The 20,907-nt window shown below is 54.6% G+C and carries 27 protein-coding genes; 16 read left to right on the top strand and 11 right to left on the bottom strand.

What is annotated here, in order from left to right; all coding sequences use genetic code 11:
- Nucleotides 1-112 precede the first annotated feature (112 nt).
- Genes dacB through pmrB form a run of 3 tightly spaced genes read left to right on the top strand, consistent with a single transcriptional unit; the run spans nucleotide 113 to nucleotide 3,251 of the window.
- Complete coding sequence (gene dacB, locus SPH27_RS15130) at nucleotides 113-1,546, top strand: serine-type D-Ala-D-Ala carboxypeptidase (RefSeq protein WP_133550434.1); 1,434 nt, start codon at nucleotides 113-115, stop codon at nucleotides 1,544-1,546.
- Between the two features lie 2 nt (nucleotides 1,547-1,548).
- Nucleotides 1,549-2,211 carry a two-component system response regulator PmrA gene (gene pmrA / locus SPH27_RS15125; RefSeq protein ID WP_033146744.1) on the top strand — a complete coding sequence of 221 codons (663 nt, stop codon included), beginning with the start codon at nucleotides 1,549-1,551 and terminating at the stop codon, nucleotides 2,209-2,211.
- Nucleotides 2,208-3,251, top strand: coding sequence for a two-component system sensor histidine kinase PmrB (gene pmrB / locus SPH27_RS15120; protein ID WP_048981187.1), 1,044 nt, complete (start codon nucleotides 2,208-2,210; stop codon nucleotides 3,249-3,251). Before pmrA ends, pmrB begins: the two co-directional genes overlap by 4 nt.
- 34 nt (nucleotides 3,252-3,285) lie before the next feature.
- Here pmrB and cgtA read toward each other — a convergent pair whose 3' ends face one another.
- From cgtA to rplU, 4 genes are all read right to left on the bottom strand, one after another.
- Nucleotides 3,286-4,461 (bottom strand): Obg family GTPase CgtA, encoded by a 1,176-nt coding sequence (cgtA, locus tag SPH27_RS15115; RefSeq protein ID WP_039260419.1) that lies wholly within the window; start codon nucleotides 4,459-4,461, stop codon nucleotides 3,286-3,288.
- Nucleotides 4,462-4,476: 15 nt separating this feature from the next.
- Nucleotides 4,477-5,442, bottom strand: a complete 966-nt coding sequence (locus tag SPH27_RS15110; RefSeq protein WP_039260417.1) for a DMT family transporter — start codon at nucleotides 5,440-5,442, stop codon at nucleotides 4,477-4,479.
- 96 nt (nucleotides 5,443-5,538) lie between these two features.
- A complete protein-coding gene (gene rpmA, locus SPH27_RS15105; protein ID WP_004385076.1) occupies nucleotides 5,539-5,796 on the bottom strand; it encodes a 50S ribosomal protein L27 in 258 nt (85 codons plus the stop codon).
- A 19-nt stretch (nucleotides 5,797-5,815) separates the two neighbouring features.
- Nucleotides 5,816-6,127, bottom strand: coding sequence for a 50S ribosomal protein L21 (gene rplU, locus SPH27_RS15100; RefSeq protein WP_003025032.1), 312 nt, complete (start codon nucleotides 6,125-6,127; stop codon nucleotides 5,816-5,818).
- Nucleotides 6,128-6,384: 257 nt separating this feature from the next.
- On the opposite strand from rplU, the gene ispB reads away from it, so the two are divergent.
- Nucleotides 6,385-7,356, top strand: coding sequence for an octaprenyl diphosphate synthase (gene ispB / locus SPH27_RS15095; protein WP_024906360.1), 972 nt, complete (start codon nucleotides 6,385-6,387; stop codon nucleotides 7,354-7,356).
- Between the two features lie 229 nt (nucleotides 7,357-7,585).
- Nucleotides 7,586-7,873 (top strand): DNA-binding transcriptional regulator SfsB, encoded by a 288-nt coding sequence (sfsB, locus tag SPH27_RS15090; protein WP_087823146.1) that lies wholly within the window; start codon nucleotides 7,586-7,588, stop codon nucleotides 7,871-7,873.
- A 60-nt stretch (nucleotides 7,874-7,933) separates the two neighbouring features.
- On the opposite strand, the gene murA is transcribed toward sfsB, so the two are convergent.
- The 7 genes from murA to mlaF all read right to left on the bottom strand — a co-directional run bounded on the left by murA (nucleotide 7,934) and on the right by mlaF (nucleotide 12,727).
- Nucleotides 7,934-9,193 (bottom strand): UDP-N-acetylglucosamine 1-carboxyvinyltransferase, encoded by a 1,260-nt coding sequence (murA, locus tag SPH27_RS15085; protein ID WP_023309349.1) that lies wholly within the window; start codon nucleotides 9,191-9,193, stop codon nucleotides 7,934-7,936.
- Nucleotides 9,194-9,243: 50 nt separating this feature from the next.
- A complete protein-coding gene (ibaG, locus tag SPH27_RS15080; protein WP_008501458.1) occupies nucleotides 9,244-9,498 on the bottom strand; it encodes a BolA family iron metabolism protein IbaG in 255 nt (84 codons plus the stop codon).
- Nucleotides 9,499-9,624: 126 nt separating this feature from the next.
- Nucleotides 9,625-9,918 (bottom strand): lipid asymmetry maintenance protein MlaB, encoded by a 294-nt coding sequence (gene mlaB, locus SPH27_RS15075; RefSeq protein WP_182071510.1) that lies wholly within the window; start codon nucleotides 9,916-9,918, stop codon nucleotides 9,625-9,627.
- Entirely contained in the window at nucleotides 9,918-10,553 is a 636-nt protein-coding gene (gene mlaC, locus SPH27_RS15070) for a phospholipid-binding protein MlaC (RefSeq protein WP_033146748.1), read from the bottom strand. Before mlaC ends, mlaB begins: the two co-directional genes overlap by 1 nt.
- An 18-nt stretch (nucleotides 10,554-10,571) precedes the next feature.
- Nucleotides 10,572-11,120, bottom strand: coding sequence for an outer membrane lipid asymmetry maintenance protein MlaD (mlaD, locus tag SPH27_RS15065; protein WP_033147081.1), 549 nt, complete (start codon nucleotides 11,118-11,120; stop codon nucleotides 10,572-10,574).
- 4 nt (nucleotides 11,121-11,124) lie between these two features.
- Nucleotides 11,125-11,907 (bottom strand): lipid asymmetry maintenance ABC transporter permease subunit MlaE, encoded by a 783-nt coding sequence (mlaE, locus tag SPH27_RS15060; protein ID WP_010436044.1) that lies wholly within the window; start codon nucleotides 11,905-11,907, stop codon nucleotides 11,125-11,127.
- A gap of 7 nt (nucleotides 11,908-11,914) precedes the next feature.
- Nucleotides 11,915-12,727, bottom strand: coding sequence for a phospholipid ABC transporter ATP-binding protein MlaF (gene mlaF, locus SPH27_RS15055; RefSeq protein WP_024906354.1), 813 nt, complete (start codon nucleotides 12,725-12,727; stop codon nucleotides 11,915-11,917).
- A gap of 227 nt (nucleotides 12,728-12,954) precedes the next feature.
- Between mlaF and SPH27_RS15050 the strand changes: the two genes are divergently transcribed.
- The 11 genes from SPH27_RS15050 to npr all read left to right on the top strand — a co-directional run bounded on the left by SPH27_RS15050 (nucleotide 12,955) and on the right by npr (nucleotide 20,874).
- Nucleotides 12,955-13,932, top strand: coding sequence for a calcium/sodium antiporter (locus tag SPH27_RS15050; protein WP_039260412.1), 978 nt, complete (start codon nucleotides 12,955-12,957; stop codon nucleotides 13,930-13,932).
- A 13-nt stretch (nucleotides 13,933-13,945) separates the two neighbouring features.
- Nucleotides 13,946-14,932 (top strand): arabinose-5-phosphate isomerase KdsD, encoded by a 987-nt coding sequence (gene kdsD / locus SPH27_RS15045; protein WP_032659705.1) that lies wholly within the window; start codon nucleotides 13,946-13,948, stop codon nucleotides 14,930-14,932.
- A gap of 14 nt (nucleotides 14,933-14,946) precedes the next feature.
- Complete coding sequence (kdsC, locus tag SPH27_RS15040) at nucleotides 14,947-15,513, top strand: 3-deoxy-manno-octulosonate-8-phosphatase KdsC (protein WP_023309356.1); 567 nt, start codon at nucleotides 14,947-14,949, stop codon at nucleotides 15,511-15,513.
- Complete coding sequence (gene lptC / locus SPH27_RS15035; protein WP_182071509.1) at nucleotides 15,510-16,085, top strand: LPS export ABC transporter periplasmic protein LptC; 576 nt, start codon at nucleotides 15,510-15,512, stop codon at nucleotides 16,083-16,085. Before kdsC ends, lptC begins: the two co-directional genes overlap by 4 nt.
- A complete protein-coding gene (gene lptA / locus SPH27_RS15030; protein WP_033146750.1) occupies nucleotides 16,054-16,608 on the top strand; it encodes a lipopolysaccharide ABC transporter substrate-binding protein LptA in 555 nt (184 codons plus the stop codon). The genes lptC and lptA overlap by 32 nt, the downstream gene beginning before the upstream one ends.
- 6 nt (nucleotides 16,609-16,614) lie before the next feature.
- A complete protein-coding gene (gene lptB, locus SPH27_RS15025; protein ID WP_033146751.1) occupies nucleotides 16,615-17,340 on the top strand; it encodes an LPS export ABC transporter ATP-binding protein in 726 nt (241 codons plus the stop codon).
- A 47-nt stretch (nucleotides 17,341-17,387) separates the two neighbouring features.
- A complete protein-coding gene (gene rpoN / locus SPH27_RS15020) occupies nucleotides 17,388-18,821 on the top strand; it encodes an RNA polymerase factor sigma-54 (protein WP_047060252.1) in 1,434 nt (477 codons plus the stop codon).
- A gap of 22 nt (nucleotides 18,822-18,843) precedes the next feature.
- Entirely contained in the window at nucleotides 18,844-19,131 is a 288-nt protein-coding gene (hpf, locus tag SPH27_RS15015; protein ID WP_008501444.1) for a ribosome hibernation promoting factor, read from the top strand.
- A gap of 82 nt (nucleotides 19,132-19,213) precedes the next feature.
- Entirely contained in the window at nucleotides 19,214-19,705 is a 492-nt protein-coding gene (ptsN, locus tag SPH27_RS15010) for a PTS IIA-like nitrogen regulatory protein PtsN (RefSeq protein WP_008501443.1), read from the top strand.
- 45 nt (nucleotides 19,706-19,750) lie between these two features.
- Entirely contained in the window at nucleotides 19,751-20,605 is an 855-nt protein-coding gene (gene rapZ / locus SPH27_RS15005; protein WP_014885397.1) for an RNase adapter RapZ, read from the top strand.
- On the top strand, nucleotides 20,602-20,874 hold the full coding sequence (npr, locus tag SPH27_RS15000; protein ID WP_003861872.1) for a PTS phosphocarrier protein NPr: 273 nt from the start codon (nucleotides 20,602-20,604) through the stop codon (nucleotides 20,872-20,874). The genes rapZ and npr overlap by 4 nt, the downstream gene beginning before the upstream one ends.
- Nucleotides 20,875-20,907 lie beyond the last annotated feature (33 nt).

Below are 20,907 nucleotides of genomic sequence, written 5' to 3'. Positions count from 1 at the left end.
TTTTTCAATTTGATATGTATTTTACCGCGAAGTTCACTATGGGTCATCGTTTACTTTGCAGTGCCATGCACCGTAGTATGACGGTTTGTTTTCGGGTTGTTAGCGCGAGATTATGCGATTTTCCAGATTTATCATCGGATTGACTACCAGTATAACGTTCACCGCCCAGGCCGCGAATGTTGATGAGTACATTAATCAGCTCCCCGCAGGCGCGAACCTTGCCCTGATGGTGCAGAAGGTTGGCGCACAGGCTCCCGAGATTGACTATCACAGTCAACAGATGGCGCTGCCTGCCAGTACCCAAAAGGTGATCACTGCCCTCGCCGCCCTGCTCCAGCTCGGGCCTGACTTCCGTTTTACGACCACACTCGAGACCAAAGGTAACGTCGAGGGTGGCGCACTGAAAGGCGATCTTATCGCCCGTTTTGGCGGCGATCCGACCTTTAAGCGCCAGGATATCCGCAATATGGTTGCGGTACTGAAAAAATCTGGCGTGCAGAAAATTGATGGCAATGTACTGATCGACACGTCCATCTTTGCCAGCCACGATAAAGCCCCAGGCTGGCCGTGGAACGACATGACCCAATGTTTTAGCGCCCCGCCCGCCGCCGCAATCGTTGACCGTAACTGCTTCTCGGTTTCGCTTTACAGCGCGCCAAAGCCAGACGATTTAGCGTTTATCCGCATAGCGTCCTACTACCCGGTCACAATGTTTAGCCAGGTCCGCACGCTGGCGAAAGGCTCCCCGGATGCGCAATATTGTGAGCTGGACGTCGTGCCGGGCGACCTTAACCGCTTCACGCTTACCGGCTGCCTGACGCAGCGCGCCGATCCGCTGCCGCTGGCCTTTGCGATACAGGATGGTGCAAGCTATGCGGGTGCCATTCTGAAAGATGAACTGAAACAAGCGGGCATTACATACAGCGGCACGCTGCTTCGCCAGACGCAGGTCAATCAGCCCGGCACGGTCATCGCCAGCAAACAGTCTCCTCCGCTGCACGATTTACTGCGAATCATGCTGAAAAAGTCGGACAACATGATTGCCGATACCGTGTTCCGCATGATTGGCCACGCGCGTTTCGGCGTGCCGGGAACCTGGCGCGCGGGTTCAGACGCCGTTCGTCAGATCCTGCGCCAGCAGGCCGGGATCGAGCTGGGTAATACCATCGCCGTCGATGGCTCAGGATTATCGCGTCATAATTTGATCTCTCCGGCCACGATGATGCAGGTGCTTCAGTACATTGCACAGCATGACACTGAGCTAAACTTTATTTCAATGCTGCCGCTGGCCGGGCATGACGGTTCGCTGCAGTACCGTGCCGGGCTTCACGCTGCCGGCGTGGATGGCAAAGTATCCGCTAAAACTGGCTCACTGCAGGGGGTTTACAACCTTGCAGGCTTCATCACTACCGCCAGCGGACAACGCATGGCATTCGTGCAGTATCTTTCCGGCTATGCCGTCGAACCGACCGACCAGCGCAATCGTCGTATTCCGCTTGTTCGCTTCGAAAGCAGGCTTTATAAGGACATCTACCAGAATAACTAGCGATGAAACTACTCATAGTTGAAGACGATCTGTTATTGCAGGAAGGGCTGGCGCTGGGGCTGGCTAATGAAGGGTATGCCCTCGACTGCGCTGGCACCGCAGCGGAGGCGGACGCCCTGATCCAGAGCGGCGAATACAGTCTGGTGATCCTCGATTTGGGCTTGCCTGATAAAGACGGCGCCACGCTGCTCAGCCAGTGGCGACGCCGCGGTATCGCCAACCCGGTGTTGATCCTGACGGCACGCGATGCCATTGAAGATCGCATCACCGGCCTCGATGCAGGCGCAGATGATTACCTGGTGAAGCCTTTTGCGCTTGCGGAGCTGCAGGCGCGTGTGCGGGCGTTGATTCGCCGCTATCAGGGCCATAGTGATAACTTACTGACCGACGGCGATATTACGCTGAATCTGCAAACCCAGCAGGTACTGCGCCGGGACCAGGCGGTAGAGGTGACGCCAAAAGAGTTCGCCCTGCTTACGCGTCTGATCATGCGCAGCGGACAAACGGTGCACAGAGAGACGCTCCAGCAGGATATCTACTCCTGGCAGGACGATCCTGGGTCAAATACCCTGGAAGTTCACATCCATAACCTGCGTCGCAAGCTCGGCAAGGACAGAATCAAAACCGTCCGTGGCGTTGGCTATCGCCTTGAGAGCCAGAAATGAACAGCATGCGTCGGCGTTTAATGGTGCTGCTGGCGGTCATTCTCTTATTTTTCCAGCTGATAAGCGTCATCTGGCTGTGGCATGAAAGCCGCGAGCAGATCGGTTTTCTGGTGAATGAAACGCTGTCGGCAAAAGCCCGTAATAACCATGTCGAAAAAGAGATCCGCGAAGCGATTGCTTCCCTTCTCGTCCCTTCTCTGGTGATGGTAGGCTTTACGCTGTTTTTCTCTTTCTGGGCAGTCACCTGGATAACCCGACCGCTGAATAAACTGCGTGACAGCCTGGCTAACCGTTCGGCAGATAACTTAACTCCGCTTCCTATGTATTCCGACATGGAAGAAATCGGCGCGGTGACAACCTCCCTGAACCAGCTGCTCGCCCGGCTGGACAATACCATTCAGCAGGAGCGTCTCTTCACCGCTGACGCCGCGCACGAGCTTCGAACGCCCCTTGCTGGTATCCGGCTCCATCTGGAGCTTATGGCGCAGTCAGGCGCACCACAGGCCGCGACGTTAATTAGCCGTATCGATCAGCTCATGCATACCGTTGAGCAACTGCTGATGCTGGCCCGTGCCGGACAGGCAATGGCCAGCGGACACTACGAAACCGTGAGCTGGACGGAAAATATCATTGAACCTCTCGGCCTGGGCCATGAAGCCAAAGAGCATACGGTGATTTGGCCCGCTAAAAGCGCGCTCACGGTTCAGGGAGACGCCGTGCTCCTGCGTCTGATGCTGCGCAACCTGCTGGAGAATGCCGGGCGCTACAGCCCGGCAGGGACAACGATTACAGTGACATTAACCGGGGTCGACGGGGGGACGCAGATCGGCGTGATCGATCAGGGGCCCGGTATTGATGACGCGCACCGACAGTCAATTACCGAGCCATTCCGCCGTCTTGACCAGCGCTACGGTGGCAGCGGTCTGGGGCTGAGTATCGTGCAGCGCATCGTGCAGCTCCACCACGGCAGGCTGACGCTTGAGAATGGCGCTGAAGGTGGTTTGATCGCCAGCTGCTGGCTACCCGCAACGCTGGAATAAAAAAAGCCCCCATAATGGGGGCTCTCGACAGATATTAGTGCTTGTAGATGAACTCGACGCCTTCTTCATCGTCTTCATCCCAGTCATCGTCCCAGTCTTCATCATCCTCTTCCGCTTCCAGCTCTTCGAGCTGCTGGCGGTGGTAGTCATCCCACATGAATTCGACTTTTTCAGGCTGTTTCGCTTCTTCTGCCTGAACAACTGGGTTCTCAATGATGAAGGTCATCACATCCCAGCACAGATCTTTCACGCCAACCTGGCTTGCCGCAGAGATCAGGTAGTATTTATCTTCCCAGCCCATCGCTTCAGCAATCGCTTTAGCTTTCGCTTCCGCTTCGGCTTTGTCCATCAGGTCGATCTTGTTGAAGACCAGCCAGCGTGGTTTATTCGCCAGTTTTTCGCTGTATTTTTCCAGCTCACCGATGATGATGCGGGCGTTTTCTACCGGATCGGAACCGTCGATAGGATCGATATCGATAAGGTGCAGCAGCACGCGGCAACGCTCAAGGTGTTTCAGGAAGCGAATACCCAGACCCGCGCCTTCCGCAGCGCCTTCAATCAGACCCGGAATATCGGCAACCACAAAGCTCTTCTCGTTATCCATACGGACAACGCCCAGGCTTGGTACCAGCGTGGTAAACGGATAGTCCGCCACTTTTGGTTTCGCCGCAGAAACGGCGCGAATGAACGTCGATTTACCGGCGTTTGGCATACCCAGCATGCCCACGTCTGCCAGAAGCATCAGCTCCAGCTGCAGATCGCGCTTATCGCCCGGCGTACCCATCGTTTTCTGACGCGGAGTACGGTTAACGGAGGATTTGAAACGGCTGTTACCCAGACCGTGCCAGCCGCCTTTCGCCACCATCAGGCGCTGACCGTGTTTGGTCATGTCACCCATGGTTTCACCGGTCCCCTGGTCAATCACACGCGTACCGACCGGAACCTTAATGGTGACGTCTTTACCGCGTTTCCCGGTACAGTCACGACTCTGGCCGTTCTGGCCACGTTCAGCGCGGAAGGATTTTTCGAAACGGTAGTCGATCAGCGTGTTGAGGTTCTCATCCGCCTCCAGCCACACGTCACCACCATCCCCACCGTCGCCGCCGTCAGGACCGCCACGTGGGATATACTTTTCACGGCGGAAGCTCACGCAACCATTGCCGCCATCACCAGCCACGACCAGGATCGTCGCTTCATCAACAAACTTCATTTTACTCTCCGTAACTCATTCGCCTGAGCGGGGGACTACTACAACCGCTTCATTTTTGCGCCAACGTCCCCAAAGACGATGACCAATGGCGGAATACATCGCGCCCGCAACCACGACAAACGCACCGAGATAACCCAACAGGTTGAGCATCGGTCTGACGAAGACATCGGGCCAGGCCATTGATAACAAATCTGAAAATAACAGCGTAAACAGCGGAGTAAGCGTAATTAACGCGCTCACCTGTGCCGCCTGCCAGCGCGCCATCGCTTCGGCCAGCGCGCCATAACCGACCAGCGTGTTCAGCCCACAAAAAATGAGGCACGCCAGTTGCCAGTCGCTAAGCTGGGAAATCACACCCGGCTTTGCTAATGGCAGCAATGCTATTGTACACAAAGTGTACAATAAAAAGAGGATCTGCTGTGAGGCAAGACGACGCAATAACACCTTTTGCGCGACGCCATAGCTCACCCAGACCGTTGCCGCCCCCACGCCGAAAATTACACCCCATGTGTAATCCGTCAGGCGGGTGAAAATCTCAATCAGACTGGTGTTGAAGAACATCACCAGACCGCACAGCAGCATGCTCGCCCCGATAATCTGCGTACCGCGCATCTTTTCCTTGAGGATAAAGACGCTGGCGACCATCATGCCCACCGGTGAAAGCTGACCTATCACCTGCGACGCCGTGGGGCTGAGATATTGCAGGGAAGAGCTGAACAGGATGAAGTTACCGAACAGACCGCCCGTCGCGATAGCCAGTAATACCAGCCAGCGCGGTTTGCGGAAGAGCCGCAAGGGTGGAAGCTTACCTTTGACAGCCAGAATGGCCCCGAGGCCGATGCTTGCCATCAGAAAGCGATAAAAGACCACCGTAGGCGGCTCCATCACTTCTAGTACCTGCTTCATTGCAATTGGCAGCGCACCCCAGCACATTGCGGTAGTGAGCGCCAAAAGAATACCAATGCCGGCCTGCTGCTTCATGCCCGTTTTCCCTACAGAAAAAATTACCGGGTTTCCAATGTAAAAAGCCCCGCAACAGGTTGCGGGGCTTTAATCCGTTACCGGACCGAGAAAACCTTACTCAGCAACGATGCTGATGTATTTACGGTTGTTCGGGCCTTTAACTTCAAATTTCACTTTACCGTCTGCTTTAGCAAACAGAGTGTGGTCACGACCGCAACCTACGTTGTTGCCAGCGTGGAATTTGGTACCACGTTGACGAACGATGATGCTACCCGCCAGAACGGATTCGCCACCGAAACGCTTAACGCCAAGGCGTTTAGCTTCTGAATCGCGACCGTTACGTGTGGAGCCGCCAGCCTTTTTATGTGCCATTTAAATCTCTCCTCAGGTCTTAGGCGCTGATGCCAGTAATTTTCACATCAGTGAACCACTGACGGTGGCCCTGCTGCTTACGGTAGTGCTTACGACGACGAAACTTAACGATTTTAACTTTCTCGCCACGACCGTGTGCAACAACTTCAGCTTTGATAACGCCGCCATCAACGAAAGGAACGCCGATTTTGACTTCTTCACCGTTTGCGATCATCAGAACTTCTGCGAACTCAACAGATTCGCCAGTTGCGATGTCCAGCTTTTCCAGGCGAACGGTCTGACCTTCGCTTACTCGGTGTTGTTTACCACCACTTTGGAAAACCGCGTACATATAAACTCCGCTTCCGCGCACGTCCTCGTATGAATCAGAGTGCGCTATAAATATTCACAATAGGGCGCGAATATTACGCAAAACGCGAGCCTTTGACAAGTGCTACCGTCAATACATGAAGAAAAAAAACACAACACGTACGGTAACGTTTATCTGTGCCGTTTTTTCAGTACAATCAGCACTACTATTGATAAACCGAAACCCTTCGTTACCCCATTGAAGATGGGATCAACAGGATAAAAAGCCCGGCTTTTGCGATGAATTTAGAAAAAATCAACGAGTTAACCGCGCAAGATATGGCGGGTGTGAATGCAGCAATCCTGGAGCAACTCAACTCTGACGTTCAGCTGATCAATCAGTTGGGCTATTACATCGTCAGCGGCGGCGGTAAACGCATTCGTCCGATGATTGCCATTCTGGCTGCCAGAGCCGTTGGCTATCAGGGAAATGCTCACATCACTATCGCAGCGCTCATCGAATTTATTCACACGGCGACGCTTCTGCATGACGATGTTGTGGATGAATCGGATATGCGTCGTGGCAAAGCCACGGCAAACGCCGCTTTCGGAAACGCAGCCAGCGTCCTGGTGGGGGATTTTATCTATACCCGCGCCTTCCAGATGATGACCAGCCTGGGCTCCCTGAAAGTGCTGGAAGTGATGTCCGAAGCCGTAAACGTCATTGCTGAAGGCGAAGTGCTGCAGCTGATGAACGTCAACGACCCTGATATCACCGAAGAAAACTACATGCGCGTCATCTACAGCAAAACGGCGCGCCTGTTTGAAGCGGCTGCCCAGTGTTCCGGCATTCTGGCCGACTGTACTGAAGCCCAGGAAAAAGGCCTGCAGGACTATGGCCGCTATCTGGGTACGGCCTTCCAGCTGATTGATGATTTGCTGGACTACAGTGCGGACGGCGAGACGCTCGGTAAAAACGTGGGCGATGACCTGAACGAAGGTAAACCCACCCTGCCGCTGCTTCATGCTATGCGCAACGGAACAGCCGACCAGGCGAAAATGATCCGTGAAGCGATTGAGCAGGGAAATGGCCGCCATCTTCTGGAACCTGTACTGGAAACTATGGCTATCTGCGGATCGCTGGAATGGACGCGTCAGCGCGCGGAAGAAGAAGCCGACAAAGCCATCGAAGCGCTTCAGGTCATTCCAGACAGCCCGTGGCGCGAGGCACTGATTGGTCTTGCCCACATCGCCGTTCAGCGCGACCGTTAATCCTCTTGTTTCTCCCCGCAGCGATAGCGGGGAGATTCCAGTACACACCTGTAAATTCCGTGTTCATGTAAATTCATCGGTTTAGAGACCGCATGAATAAAGCCGTGTCTTATTCTGAATATCCCTTCAAGTAACGCGAACTTTTTAGAACAAGAAGTTGAAATGGGTATAGTAACCGCGTCGTTTCAGAAGAAACGGCGTAGGTGAATCCGAACTTAAGGACGGCGTTATGGATACGAAATTTATCGACTGGCACACGGCTGATATTATTGCCGCGCTGCGCAAAAGAGGCACTTCACTGGCAGCAGAGTCCCGCCGCCATGGACTGAGTTCTTCCACTCTGGCAAACGCCCTCACCCGCCCCTGGCCCAAGGGAGAATTAATTATCGCGACGGCGCTGGATACGCATCCGTGGGTAATTTGGCCTTCGCGCTACCACGATCCTATTACCCATGAATTTATCGACAGATCGCGCATGATTCGCCAGAGAAAGTTAAAAAGAGAACCGCAGGAATAACGCATTTTTGACAGGAACAGCAACCCCCCGGTCATTGCTGGCAGGGGGCTGCCGGAACGATTACTCGCCCTTCACACGCTCGATATTGGCACCCAGCGCGCGCAGTTTATCTTCGATACGTTCATAACCACGATCGATGTGATAGATACGATCCACGATCGTTGTACCTTCCGCGATACAACCCGCCAGCACCAGGCTTGCAGACGCACGCAGATCGGTTGCCATCACCTGAGCACCTGACAGTTTCTCAACGCCGTGGCAAATCACGGTATTACTTTCGATCTCAGCATGCGCGCCCATACGGATCAGCTCCGGTACGTGCATAAAGCGGTTCTCGAAAATGGTTTCTGTGATGAAGCCAGTGCCTTCGGCAACCAGGTTCAACAGGGTGAACTGCGCCTGCATGTCCGTAGGGAACGCCGGATGCGGTGCCGTACGCACATTGACCGCTTTTGGACGCTGGCCGTGCATATCGAGGCTGATCCAGTCTTCACCGATTTCGATATCCGCACCCGCATCGCGCAGTTTCGCCAGCACCGCATCCAGGGTATCTGGCTGCGCGTTGCGACAAACAATCTTACCGCCAGAAATCGCCGCAGCGACCAGGAAGGTGCCGGTTTCGATACGGTCCGGCAGAACGCGATAGACACCGCCGCCCAGACGCTCAACGCCCTCGATGGTGATACGATCGGTACCCTGACCGGAAATCTTTGCCCCCAGCGCCACGAGGAAGTTGGCGGTATCCACAATCTCCGGTTCGCGCGCGGCATTTTCGATGATGGTGGTACCTTCTGCCAGCGTCGCCGCAGACATAATGGTGACCGTTGCGCCCACGCTCACTTTGTCCATGACGATGTGCGCGCCTTTCAGACGACCATTAACGGACGCTTTAACGTAACCTTCTTCCAGCTTGATCTCGGCGCCCAGCTTCTCCAGACCAAAGATGTGCAGGTCAACCGGACGCGCACCGATGGCGCAACCGCCCGGCAGAGAGACCTGACCCTGACCAAAACGCGCCACCAGCGGGCCAAGCGCCCAGATGGATGCACGCATGGTTTTCACCAGATCGTAAGGGGCTGAGAAGTTGTTCACCTTGCTGGCGTCAATCCAGACGGAACCGTTACGCTCGACTTTCGTGCCCAGCTGGGTGAGCAGCTTCATGGTGGTGTCGATATCTTTCAGCTTCGGTACGTTCTGAATTTCTACCGGCTCTTCAGCCAGCAGCGCAGCAAAGAGGATTGGCAGCGCGGCGTTTTTAGCGCCAGAAATTGTGACTTCGCCCTGGAGACGCGTTGGCCCCTGTACACGAAATTTATCCATTGTGTGCTCTCTTATAAATTCAACCGTGCTGCGGGCCTGTCGCCCTCAGCTCAAAAACCGTTTAGTTTGCGATCGCGTGCCCACTCTTGCGGGGTGAACGCTTTAATCGACAGGGCGTGGATGCGGTTATCCGCAATATATTCCATCAGCGGCGCGTACACAGCCTGCTGTTTCTTCACGCGGCTCATACCGTCGAACATCTCACCCACAGCAATAACCTGGAAGTGACTGCCATCGCCAGTGACGTGGGCTTCCTGAAGGGAGAGTGCATTCATCAGCACTGTCTGGATTTCATGATTTTCCATGGGCTCTTAATCATCTGATAGTGAAAACAAGCCCAACATCTTAGAGCAAAGTGGCGTTGTCTTAAACAAGCAAAAAGCCCCGACGATGAAACAGTCAGGGCTTTCGGAAGTAACGCACTGAAAATATTAACGAGGCAGTACGTCCTGAGGGAGATTGTAGAGCTGCGCAAGGGTCACGACATTATCGCTCGCGCCGTGAAGCGTGACGCTTGTCCCCTGCTTTTTCCCCACGGCAATCAGATGGGCAAGCAGCGCAACACCTGCCGTATCCACCCGCTTGACGTCGGTTAAGTCGATAAGCGTCACGCCCTGCATCGCTTCGTGACGTTTGTCCCACAGTGGGTTCAGCAGATCCTGATCCAGTTCACCGGACAGCTTTAATGTCTCGCCTTCACGCGACCAGCTGAGTTGCTGTGACATTACTTCTTCTCGTCCAGGGTAATTTTCTGGCGAGAGATAGACTGCAGCTGAGCGGTCAGGCCATCAATGCCTTTGGTGCGCAGCAGGTCGCTCCATTCGTTCTGTTTGGTGGTGATCATGCTTACCCCTTCGGCAATCATGTCATACGCCTGCCAGTGACCGGTCTGGCTGTTTTTACGCCACTGGAAATCCAGACGAACCGGCGGACGACCGTTAGGATCGATGATCGTCACACGGATAGGGACGATGGTCGCATCGCCCAGCGGCTGCTCAGGCGCAATCTGATAGGTCTGGCCGTGGTACATCGCCAGCGCCTGGCCATAAGCCTGTTTCAGGTATTCACGGAACGCGGCAAAGTAGGCATCACGCTGCGCAGGGGTCGCGTCTTTGTAATAACGTCCCAGCACCAGCGCACCCGCATATTTAATCTGCACGTACGGCAGAAGCTCCTGGTCAACGACGTCACGCAGATAATCAGGATTAGCACGAATTTTAGGCTGTTCGTTTTTAAGACGGTCGAAGGTCTTCTTCGCCGCTTCGTCCATCAGTTTGTACGGGTTACTCTGATCCGCAGCGTGGGCGGCGGTAAGAGGGGCGATGACCAGCATGGCAACCATTAACAGTCGTTTAAACATGAATGACTTCTCCTGATATTAATTCGCAGCACCTGGCGTCGGTGCGACGTCGGTATGATCTTCGCTCTGCGCAGGGGCAGCGTCGGATTTTTTCTCATCCCCTTTACTGTTGTAAAGGAACTGACCAATCATATCCTCCAGAACCATCGCGGATTTCGTATCCTGAATGACGCTACCGTCTTTAAGGATAGTCGTTCCCAGCTCGGGATCTTCAAAGCCTACGTTAAGCGCCAGATATTGTTCGCCCAGCAGGCCGGAAGTACGGATAGAAAGGGAACTGGTGTCCGGGATATGGTTGTAACGCTCTTCGATATCCATCGCGACGCGGGGCAGATAGGTTTTCTCATCCAGCGTAATGTCAGATACGCGTCCGATCACCACGCCGCCGATGCGGACCGGTGAACGCGCCTTCAGCCCACCGATGTTATCGAAGGTGGCATAGATGCGGTACGTCGGCTCGGTGCGTACAGACGTGATATCCGCCGCTCTCAGGCAGATAAACAGCGCGGCCAGCAGCGCCAGCAGCAGGAATACACCGACCCAAATTTCATTTTTTCTCGTTTGCATGAACTCAATTCCCAAACATCAGTGCGGTGAGCACAAAATCCAGACCCAGTACGGCCAGCGACGAATGTACGACTGTACGTGTAGTTGCGCGGCTAATGCCCGCCGACGTCGGGATGGCATCGTAACCATTGAACAATGCAATCCAGGTGACCGTAATGGCAAATACCACGCTTTTAATCAGGCAATTAACCAGATCCATTCGCAGGTCGATGGCGTCCTGCATCGCGGACCAGAAGAAACCGGCATCAATGCCTTTCCAGTGCACGCCAACCAGCGAACCGCCCCAGATACCCACGGCGACAAACAGAATAGTCAGTAACGGTAAAGAGATCACCCCAGCCCAGAAACGCGGCGAGATCACGCGACGCAGCGGATCGACCGCCATCATCTCCATGCTGGAGAGCTGCTCGGTCGCACGCATCAGGCCAATTTCAGCCGTTAATGCCGACCCCGCGCGCCCGGCGAACAACAGCGCCGCCACAACCGGCCCCAGCTCGCGCAGCAGCGAGAGCGCCACCAGCATCCCGAGGCTGGTTTCCGCACTGTAGGTTGTCAGAACCAGATAGCCCTGCAGCCCAAGCACCATACCGATAAACAGACCGGAGACAATGATAATGAGCATCGACAGCACGCCGACATTATAAAGCTGCCGCACCAGCAGCGGTGCGTGCTTACGGAATTCCGGCTTGCCGACCAGCGCGTTGAATAACATCAATCCGGCACGCCCGAACGTCCTGATGGTTTTTATGCCACGGTGTCCGAGAGCGGCCAACGCATTTAACAGCATGAGTGGCTTAACTCCCTATTCCCAGTAAATCGTCACGATAGTCGCCCGCCGGGTAGCGGAACGGCACAGGGCCATCGGCAATACCGTCAAGGAACTGCCGCACACGCGGATCGCAATTTTCCTGCAGCGCCTGAGCGCTACCGTGTGCGACGATCTTTTTGTCCGCCACAATATAGGCGTAATCGGCAATGCTCAATACTTCCGGTACATCGTGAGATACCACAATGCAGGTGACGCCAAGCGCGCTGTTCAGTTCAGAGATGAGCTTCACCAGCACGCCCATCGTGATGGGATCCTGTCCAACAAACGGTTCGTCGAACATGATTAAATCAGGTTCTAATGCAATGGCGCGTGCCAGCGCGGCGCGGCGCGCCATCCCGCCGGACAGCTCCGAAGGCATCAGCTTTGCGGCGCCCCGCAAACCGACGGCTTCGAGCTTCATCATCACCGTGCTTTTCAGCAGTTCAGGCGGCAGGCTGGTATGCTCACGCAGCGGATAGGCCACGTTATCAAAGACATTCATGTCGGTGAACAAGGCTCCCGACTGAAAGAGCATGCTCATGCGTTTGCGGACAGTATACAGACGCGAGCGTGACATCTCCGGGATGTTTTCGCCATCAAAGAGGATTTCACCGCTATCAGGTGGGATCTGCCCACCAATAAGGCGCAGCAGGGTCGTTTTACCGATCCCGGACGGCCCCATGATGGCAGTGATTTTGCCACGCGGTACGGTCAACGAAATATCATCAAATATCAATCTGTTGGCGCGAGAAAAACTCACGCCGCGAACATCGACTAAATTCGCCATCGTTTGGCTCATTTATGGTTCCTTTATTACCCTGCTCACGTTAAGGCATGACGCCTGAATCAGCCCTCAACTCCGCATTTTTACAGAATAATAGCCGTTGAGGTTAGCGAAAGCTGGCATTTGTTTTACTTTTCCGGCGCATAAAGTCAAAATTAGGAATTCGTTACGCCTCAGACTGTATGCAGTCCAGCCATTCCCGTGCGATGGACCGACGAGTATACCTGAAGAAAGGACTTTTGATGCTTTTAGCAACAGCACTGTTAATAATTGGTTTACTTTTGGTGGTCTACAGTGCTGACCGTTTAGTGTTTGCTGCATCTATCCTGTGTCGCCTGACGGGCGTACCGCCTGTCGTCATCGGGATGACCGTGGTGAGTGTTGGAACGTCACTTCCTGAAATCATCGTCTCTGTCTCGGCATCGCTGCATGGTCAGTTAGACCTGGCAGTAGGTACCGCGATTGGCTCCAACATCGTCAATATACTCTTGATTTTGGGCCTGGCCGCACTGCTCCATCCATTTCGCGTGCATTCTGATGTTCTGCGCCGTGAATTGCCGCTAATGTTAATCGTAAGCCTGCTGGCAGGCTGCGTATTTTACGATGGTGTGCTGAGCTACAGCGACGGCATTTTCCTGCTGGCGCTGGCCGTCATCTGGCTGCTGTATAGTGTTAAAATCGCCCGCCAGGCTGAGAAGCAGGGTCAGGATAGCCTCACGCGGGAGCAGGTCGCCGAACTGCCGCGAGAAGGCACGCTGCCTGTTGCCCTGCTCTGGCTTGGCGTTGCGCTGATCATCATGCCGATGGCAACGCGCATGGTCGTGGATAACGCGACCGTGCTGGCGAACTATTTCGCCATCAGTGAACTGACCATTGGCCTGACGGTGATTGCCATCGGCACCAGCCTGCCGGAGCTGGCCACGGCCATTGCGGGGGCACGTAAAGGTGAGGATGACATTGCCATTGGTAATATCATCGGTTCCAACATATTTAATATCGCCATTGTGATGGGCCTGCCGGCCCTGATAACGCCAGGGCCCTTTAATCCCCTGGCGTTCTCACGCGACTACGGCGTGATGTTATTGGTCAGCGTGATATTTGCCCTGCTCTGCTGGCGGCGGCAACGACAGATCGGCAAAGGCGCAGGCGCGCTGCTGACGGGTGGATTTATCGTATGGATGGCGATGCTGTACTGGCTCTCGCCTCTTCTCTCTGGGTAAACGGAAACGCATTATGTCGCAAATAGAATTGCAGCCGGGTTTTGACTTTCAGAAAGCAGGCAAAGAGGTTCTGGAGATTGAACGTGAAGGTCTGGCGCAGTTAGATCGGTACATTAATCAGGATTTTAGTCTGGCATGTGAAAAGATGTTCTACTGTGCCGGCAAAGTCGTGGTGATGGGGATGGGTAAGTCCGGCCACATTGGACGCAAAATGGCGGCAACGTTTGCCAGCACCGGAACCTCTTCCTTCTTTGTACATCCGGGGGAAGCCGCGCACGGTGACCTGGGTATGGTCACGCCGCAGGATATCGTCATCGCGCTGTCCAACTCCGGGGAGTCCAATGAAATTCTGGCGCTGATCCCGGTACTGAAGCGACTGCAGGTGCCGCTTATTTGCATGACCAGCCGTCCGGAAAGCAGCATGGCGCGGGCGGCCGATATTCACCTGTGCGTGAAAGTGCCCAAGGAGGCCTGTCCGCTCGGCCTGGCGCCGACGTCCAGCACCACCGCCGCGCTGGTAATGGGTGATGCGCTTGCCGTCGCGCTGCTCGAAGCCCGCGGTTTTACGCCGGAAGATTTCGCGCTTTCCCACCCGGGCGGCGCGCTGGGGCGCAAGCTTCTGCTTCGGGTAAACGATATTATGCACACCGGGGATGAGATCCCTCACGTCAGTAAAGAAGCCTCCCTGCGTGATGCGCTGCTGGAAATCACCCGTAAGAATTTGGGTATGACGGTCGTGTGCGACGATCTGATGAAAATTCAGGGGATCTTCACCGATGGCGACCTGCGCCGCGTGTTCGACATGGGTGTAGATGTCCGCACGCTCGGCATTGCCGATGTGATGACGCCGGGCGGTATCCGCGTCCGTCCGGGTACGCTGGCCGTGGATGTGCTGAACCTGATGCAGTCCCGCCACATTACCTCAGTGATGGTTGCCGATGGCGACCAGTTGCTGGGTGTGGTACATATGCATGATCTGCTGCGCGCAGGCGTAGTGTAATGAAGGATAAAACAATGAGTAATGCGGGTGCATCCCTTGCAACCTGTTATGGACCGGTCAGTACCCAGATGATGGCAAAGGCGGAAAACATTCGTCTGCTCATCCTGGACGTGGATGGCGTACTTTCCGATGGCCTGATTTACATGGGCAATAATGGTGAAGAGCTGAAAGCGTTTAACGTTCGCGACGGCTACGGTATCCGCTGCGCGCTCACCTCGGGTATTGAGGTGGCTATCATCACCGGGCGAAAAGCTAAACTGGTAGAAGACCGCTGTGAAACCTTAGGAATTACCCATCTGTATCAGGGTCAATCCGATAAGATGGCGGCGTTTAAGGATTTACTGGGTAAACTGGCTATCGCGCCGGAAAACGTAGCCTACGTCGGGGACGATCTGATTGACTGGCCCGTGATGGCTGAAGTCGGGCTGAGCATCGCCGTTGCCGATGCGCATCCGCTGCTGATCCCGCGCGCTGACTACGTTACCCACATCAACGGGGGCCGTGGTGCCGTACGTGAAGTCTGCGATCTGCTTTTGCTGGCGCAGGGCAAGCTTGATGAGGCCAAAGGGCAATCGATATGAGTAAAACCAGACGCTGGATTATCATTTTGCTTTCGCTTGTCGCACTGGTATTGATTGGCGTGAACCTTGCCGATCGCGACGATATGCAAACGGAAGTGGTCAACAATAACGATCCAACCTATAAAAGCGATCACAGCGACACCGTGGTCTACAGCCCGGAAGGCGCGCTGAACTATCGCCTGATTGCCCAGCATGTTGAATATTTTTCAGATGACGGTATTTCGTGGTTTACCCAACCTGTCATGACCACATTTGATAAGGACAAAGTGCCGACGTGGTCAATTAAGTCAGATCGGGCAAAACTGACAAATGACCGTATGCTTTATCTGTATGGCCACGTTGAAGTCAACGCCCTGACCGCTGACTCGCAACTGCGAAAAATTACGACGGATAATGCCCAAATTAACCTGGTAACCCAGGACGTGACCTCGCAGGATCTGGTCACACTGTATGGCACAACATTTAATTCCAGCGGTTTGAGAATGCGCGGGAACTTACGCAGCAAGAACGCCGAGCTGATTGAAAAGGTTAGAACCTCCTATGAAATTCAAAACAAACAAACTCAGCCTTAAAGTAATTATCGCCAGCGCGATGCTGGCGACCAGTCTCCCCGCGCTTGCTGTAACGGGCGATACCGACCAACCGATCCATATCGAGTCTGATACCCAGTCTCTCGATATGCAGGGCAACGTCGTCACCTTCACGGGTAACGTCGTCATGACTCAGGGCACCATCAAAATTAACGCCGACAAAGTGGTCGTGACCCGTCCGGGTGGCGAGCAGGGCAAAGAGATCATTGATGGTTACGGCAACCCGGCCACCTTCTACCAGATGCAGGATAACGGCAAGCCGGTGAAAGGCCGCGCCTCGCATATGCACTATGAGCTGGCGAAGGACCTGGTCATCCTGACCGGAAACGCGTATCTGGAACAGCTGGACAGCAACATTACCGGCGACCAGATCACCTATCTGGTGAAAGAGCAAAAAATGCAGGCCTCCAGCGAGAAAGGCAAACGCGTCACGACTGTCCTGGTTCCGTCGCAGCTGCAGGACAAAGGCAAAGGCCAGGCCCCGGCACAGAAGAAGAGTAACTAATTCGTTATGGCAACATTAACTGCAAAAAATCTCGCGAAGGCCTACAAGGGCCGCCGTGTCGTAGAAGATGTCAGTCTGACCGTCAACTCCGGCGAAATCGTGGGGCTGCTTGGCCCTAACGGTGCGGGTAAAACCACCACTTTCTACATGGTCGTTGGCATTGTGCCACGCGATGCCGGCAACATTATCATTGACGATGAAGACATCAGCCTTCTGCCGCTGCACGCGCGCGCGCGTCGCGGGATCGGCTACCTGCCGCAGGAAGCCTCCATTTTCCGTCGTCTTAGCGTTTACGATAACCTGATGGCGGTCCTGGAAATTCGTAACGATCTGACCAGCGAACAGCGTCAGGATCGTGCCAACGAGTTGATGGAAGAGTTCCACATTGAGCATCTGCGCGACAGCCTCGGTCAGGCACTCTCCGGGGGTGAACGCCGTCGTGTTGAGATTGCACGTGCGCTGGCCGCAAACCCGAAATTTATCCTTCTGGATGAACCGTTTGCCGGCGTTGACCCGATCTCGGTTATCGACATTAAACGCATCATTGAACACCTGCGTGACAGCGGGCTTGGCGTACTGATCACCGACCACAACGTCCGTGAAACGCTGGCCGTGTGTGAACGCGCGTATATTGTCAGCCAGGGCAATCTGATCGCCCACGGTACGCCGCAGCAGATCCTCGAAGACGATCATGTTAAGCGCGTCTATCTTGGGGAAGACTTCAGACTCTGATAGGGTAGAGGTAACGTAACGCCGAACCGGAGAAAAACGCTCTGAACATGAAGCAAGGTTTGCAATTAAGGCTCAGCCAACAACTGGCAATGACGCCGCAGCTACAGCAGGCAATTCGCCTGTTGCAACTGTCCACGTTAGAACTTCAGCAGGAGCTCCAGCAGGCGCTGGACAGCAACCCCCTGCTGGAACAAACCGATCTTCATGACGAGGTAGATACTCAGCAGTCACAGGATACAGAAGCGCTCGACACCGCGGATGCACTCGAACAAAAAGAGATGCCCGACGAGCTACCGCTGGATGCCAGCTGGGATGAAATCTACACCGCCGGAACCCCTTCCGGTACGCGTGCAGACTACCAGGATGATGAGCTACCGGTCTATCAGGGAGAAACCACCCAGTCGCTGCAGGATTACCTGATGTGGCAGGTGGAACTTACCCCCTTCTCCGATACCGACCGCGCGATTGCTACCTCAATTGTCGATGCCGTTGACGACACCGGCTATTTGACCGTCACGCTGGACGATATCCTGGAAAGCATGGGCGACGAAGAGATTGAACTTGAGGAGATCGAAGCCGTTCTGAAGCGCATCCAGCGTTTCGATCCGGTAGGCGTGGCCGCAAAAGATCTGCGCGACTGCCTGCTGATCCAGCTTTCTCAGTTCAGCAAAGAGACGCCATGGCTCGACGAGGCGCGCTTAATCATCAGCGATCATCTGGATCTGTTGGCCAACCACGATTTCCGCAGCCTGATGCGCGTCACGCGCCTGAAGGAAGAGGTGCTGAAAGAAGCGGTGAATCTGATCCAGTCACTCGATCCCCGCCCGGGACAGTCGATCCAAACCAGCGAGCCCGAGTACGTGATCCCGGATGTGCTGGTCAGAAAACACAATGACCGCTGGGTCGTTGAACTGAACTCAGACAGCATCCCTCGCCTGCAAATCAACCAGCAGTATGCCTCCATGTGCACCAGCGCGCGTAACGACTCCGACAATCAATATATTCGTAGCAATCTTCAGGAAGCGCGATGGCTGATCAAAAGTCTGGAGAGCCGAAATGATACGCTGCTGCGCGTCAGCCGCTGTATTGTCGAACAGCAGCAGGCGTTCTTTGAGCAGGGCGAAGAGTATATGAAACCGATGGTACTGGCGGATATCGCCCAGGCCGTCGAGATGCATGAATCAACCATTTCCCGTGTCACCACGCAGAAGTATCTGCACAGTCCACGCGGTATATTTGAGCTTAAGTATTTCTTCTCCAGCCATGTGAATACCGAGGGCGGCGGCGAAGCGTCGTCAACGGCCATTCGTGCCCTGGTGAAGAAGTTGATCGCCGCGGAAAACCCCGCGAAGCCACTAAGCGACAGTAAGTTAACCACCATGCTGTCCGATCAGGGTATTATGGTGGCACGTCGTACTGTTGCGAAGTATCGAGAGTCTTTATCCATTCCGCCGTCGAACCAGCGTAAACAGCTGGTCTGACACAACCGATAAGGAAGACACTATGCAGCTCAACATCACTGGACAAAACGTCGAAATTACTGAGGCTTTACGCGACTTCGTGAACGCGAAGTTTGCAAAACTCGAGCAGTATTTCGAAAGGATCAATCAGGTCTATATTGTGTTGAAAGTGGAGAAAGTGACTCATATCTCGGATGCCACCCTGCATGTTAACGGGGGTGAACTGCATGCCAGTGCGGAAGGGCAAGACATGTACGCTGCTATCGACGGCTTGATTGATAAGCTTGCACGACAGCTCAATAAACATAAAGATAAACTGAAACAACACTAATTGTCCGGGCAGTTAACGGGTGCAGGACGGCCTGTTGTGAAACACAACAGGCCATTTGTACAGTTAGCGCTTAGGTGAAATTATGATGAACAACGATTCCGCTCTTCAACTGAGCAATGTCCTTAACCAGGAATGTACCCGCAGTGCGGTTCACTGCCAGAGCAAAAAACGTGCGCTGGAGATCATCAGTGAACTGGCTGCCAAACAGCTGGGCCTGCCGCCGCAGGTGGTGTTCGAAGCGATTCTGACCCGTGAAAAAATGGGCAGTACCGGTATCGGCAACGGCATCGCGATCCCGCACGGCAAACTGGAAGAGGATACCCTGCGTGCCGTTGGTGTGTTTGTGCAGCTTGAAACACCCATCGCCTTCGATGCCATTGATAACCAGCCCGTCGATCTCCTCTTCGCGCTGCTGGTACCTGCCGACCAGACGAAAACCCATCTGCATACGCTGTCGCTGGTCGCAAAACGTCTGGCCGATAAAACCATTTGCCGTCGACTGCGCTCGGCCCAAAGTGATGAAGAGCTCTATCAAATTATCACTGAAGCAGAAGGCAATCAGGATGATGCATAACCAGGAGATGGCCTTCACATCTGTTGTCCTGAGGAGAAACGGAACATGGTGCTGATGATTGTCAGTGGCCGTTCAGGGTCGGGGAAATCCGTTGCTCTGCGCGCCCTGGAAGACATGGGTTTTTACTGCGTCGATAACCTGCCGGTCGTGTTGTTACCCGATCTGGCCCGCACGCTGGCGGAGAGACAAACCTCTGCCGCCGTCAGTATCGACGTTCGTAACATGCCTGAATCGCCAGAGATCTTCGAACAGGCCATGAGCAACCTGCCTGACGCGTTCTCGCCTCAGCTGCTGTTCCTCGATGCAGACCGCAATACGCTGATCCGCCGCTACAGCGATACCCGTCGTTTGCACCCGCTATCCAGCAAGAACCTCTCTCTGGAGAGCGCTATCGATGAAGAGAGCGACCTGCTGGAGCCGCTGCGTTCTCGTGCCGACCTGATTGTCGACACCTCTGAGATGTCCGTTCACGAGCTGGCGGAAATGCTGCGTACCCGGCTGTTGGGTAAACGCGAGCGCGAACTGACGATGGTGTTCGAATCCTTCGGCTTTAAGCACGGTATTCCGATTGATGCGGATTACGTTTTCGACGTGCGCTTCCTGCCGAACCCGCACTGGGATCCAAAACTGCGTCCAATGACCGGTCTGGATAAGCCGGTGGCGGCGTTCCTCGACCGGCACACAGAAGTACACAATTTTATCTACCAGACGCGAAGCTACCTTGAGCTATGGTTACCTATGCTGGAGACAAACAATCGTAGCTACCTGACGGTGGCGATTGGTTGTACCGGCGGTAAACATCGTTCGGTTTACATCGCCGAACAGCTGGCCGACTATTTCCGCTCGCGCGGTAAGAACGTTCAGTCCCGTCATCGCACGCTGGAAAAACGTAAAACATGACCGTAAAACAAACCGTTGAGATCACCAACAAGCTGGGTATGCATGCACGCCCGGCGATGAAGTTGTTTGAGCTGATGCAGGGTTTCGATGCAGAGGTTCTGCTGCGGAATGACGAAGGCACCGAAGCGGAAGCGAACAGCGTGATCGCGCTGCTGATGCTGGATTCCGCCAAAGGGCGCCAGATTGAAGTAGAAGCCACCGGCCCTCAGGAAGAGGAAGCGCTGGCGGCGGTGATTGCCCTGTTTAACGCAGGGTTCGACGAAGATTAAGGTCTGCTATTCAGGCGGGTAGCGCTGCGCTTA

Origin of the sequence: Enterobacter sp. A103, from assembly GCF_034427535.1 — a bacterium.
GTDB classification, from domain to species: Bacteria; Pseudomonadota; Gammaproteobacteria; order Enterobacterales; family Enterobacteriaceae; genus Enterobacter; species Enterobacter asburiae_B.
Note: the sequence above shows the minus strand (reverse complement) of the source record. Positions and strands in the feature narration are given on the sequence as shown.

Excerpts from the sequence above, each read along its gene's own strand:
- mlaC (WP_033146748.1), bottom strand. The coding sequence starts at position 10,553 with ATGTTTAAACGACTGTTAATGGTTGCCATGCTGGTCATCGCCCCTCTT.
- cgtA (WP_039260419.1), bottom strand. The coding sequence starts at position 4,461 with ATGAAGTTTGTTGATGAAGCGACGATCCTGGTCGTGGCTGGTGATGGC.
- kdsC (WP_023309356.1), top strand. The coding sequence starts at position 14,947 with ATGAGTAATGCGGGTGCATCCCTTGCAACCTGTTATGGACCGGTCAGT.
- mlaB (WP_182071510.1), bottom strand. The coding sequence starts at position 9,918 with ATGTCACAGCAACTCAGCTGGTCGCGTGAAGGCGAGACATTAAAGCTG.
- dacB (WP_133550434.1), top strand. The coding sequence starts at position 113 with ATGCGATTTTCCAGATTTATCATCGGATTGACTACCAGTATAACGTTC.
- ibaG (WP_008501458.1), bottom strand. The coding sequence starts at position 9,498 with ATGGAAAATCATGAAATCCAGACAGTGCTGATGAATGCACTCTCCCTT.
- sfsB (WP_087823146.1), top strand. The coding sequence starts at position 7,586 with ATGGATACGAAATTTATCGACTGGCACACGGCTGATATTATTGCCGCG.
- rpmA (WP_004385076.1), bottom strand. The coding sequence starts at position 5,796 with ATGGCACATAAAAAGGCTGGCGGCTCCACACGTAACGGTCGCGATTCA.
- npr (WP_003861872.1), top strand. The coding sequence starts at position 20,602 with ATGACCGTAAAACAAACCGTTGAGATCACCAACAAGCTGGGTATGCAT.
- kdsD (WP_032659705.1), top strand. The coding sequence starts at position 13,946 with ATGTCGCAAATAGAATTGCAGCCGGGTTTTGACTTTCAGAAAGCAGGC.
- pmrB (WP_048981187.1), top strand. The coding sequence starts at position 2,208 with ATGAACAGCATGCGTCGGCGTTTAATGGTGCTGCTGGCGGTCATTCTC.
- pmrA (WP_033146744.1), top strand. The coding sequence starts at position 1,549 with ATGAAACTACTCATAGTTGAAGACGATCTGTTATTGCAGGAAGGGCTG.
- murA (WP_023309349.1), bottom strand. The coding sequence starts at position 9,193 with ATGGATAAATTTCGTGTACAGGGGCCAACGCGTCTCCAGGGCGAAGTC.
- rpoN (WP_047060252.1), top strand. The coding sequence starts at position 17,388 with ATGAAGCAAGGTTTGCAATTAAGGCTCAGCCAACAACTGGCAATGACG.
- mlaE (WP_010436044.1), bottom strand. The coding sequence starts at position 11,907 with ATGCTGTTAAATGCGTTGGCCGCTCTCGGACACCGTGGCATAAAAACC.
- ispB (WP_024906360.1), top strand. The coding sequence starts at position 6,385 with ATGAATTTAGAAAAAATCAACGAGTTAACCGCGCAAGATATGGCGGGT.
- lptA (WP_033146750.1), top strand. The coding sequence starts at position 16,054 with ATGAAATTCAAAACAAACAAACTCAGCCTTAAAGTAATTATCGCCAGC.
- lptB (WP_033146751.1), top strand. The coding sequence starts at position 16,615 with ATGGCAACATTAACTGCAAAAAATCTCGCGAAGGCCTACAAGGGCCGC.
- hpf (WP_008501444.1), top strand. The coding sequence starts at position 18,844 with ATGCAGCTCAACATCACTGGACAAAACGTCGAAATTACTGAGGCTTTA.
- ptsN (WP_008501443.1), top strand. The coding sequence starts at position 19,214 with ATGATGAACAACGATTCCGCTCTTCAACTGAGCAATGTCCTTAACCAG.
- SPH27_RS15050 (WP_039260412.1), top strand. The coding sequence starts at position 12,955 with ATGCTTTTAGCAACAGCACTGTTAATAATTGGTTTACTTTTGGTGGTC.
- rplU (WP_003025032.1), bottom strand. The coding sequence starts at position 6,127 with ATGTACGCGGTTTTCCAAAGTGGTGGTAAACAACACCGAGTAAGCGAA.
- mlaD (WP_033147081.1), bottom strand. The coding sequence starts at position 11,120 with ATGCAAACGAGAAAAAATGAAATTTGGGTCGGTGTATTCCTGCTGCTG.
- lptC (WP_182071509.1), top strand. The coding sequence starts at position 15,510 with ATGAGTAAAACCAGACGCTGGATTATCATTTTGCTTTCGCTTGTCGCA.
- mlaF (WP_024906354.1), bottom strand. The coding sequence starts at position 12,727 with ATGAGCCAAACGATGGCGAATTTAGTCGATGTTCGCGGCGTGAGTTTT.
- rapZ (WP_014885397.1), top strand. The coding sequence starts at position 19,751 with ATGGTGCTGATGATTGTCAGTGGCCGTTCAGGGTCGGGGAAATCCGTT.
- SPH27_RS15110 (WP_039260417.1), bottom strand. The coding sequence starts at position 5,442 with ATGAAGCAGCAGGCCGGCATTGGTATTCTTTTGGCGCTCACTACCGCA.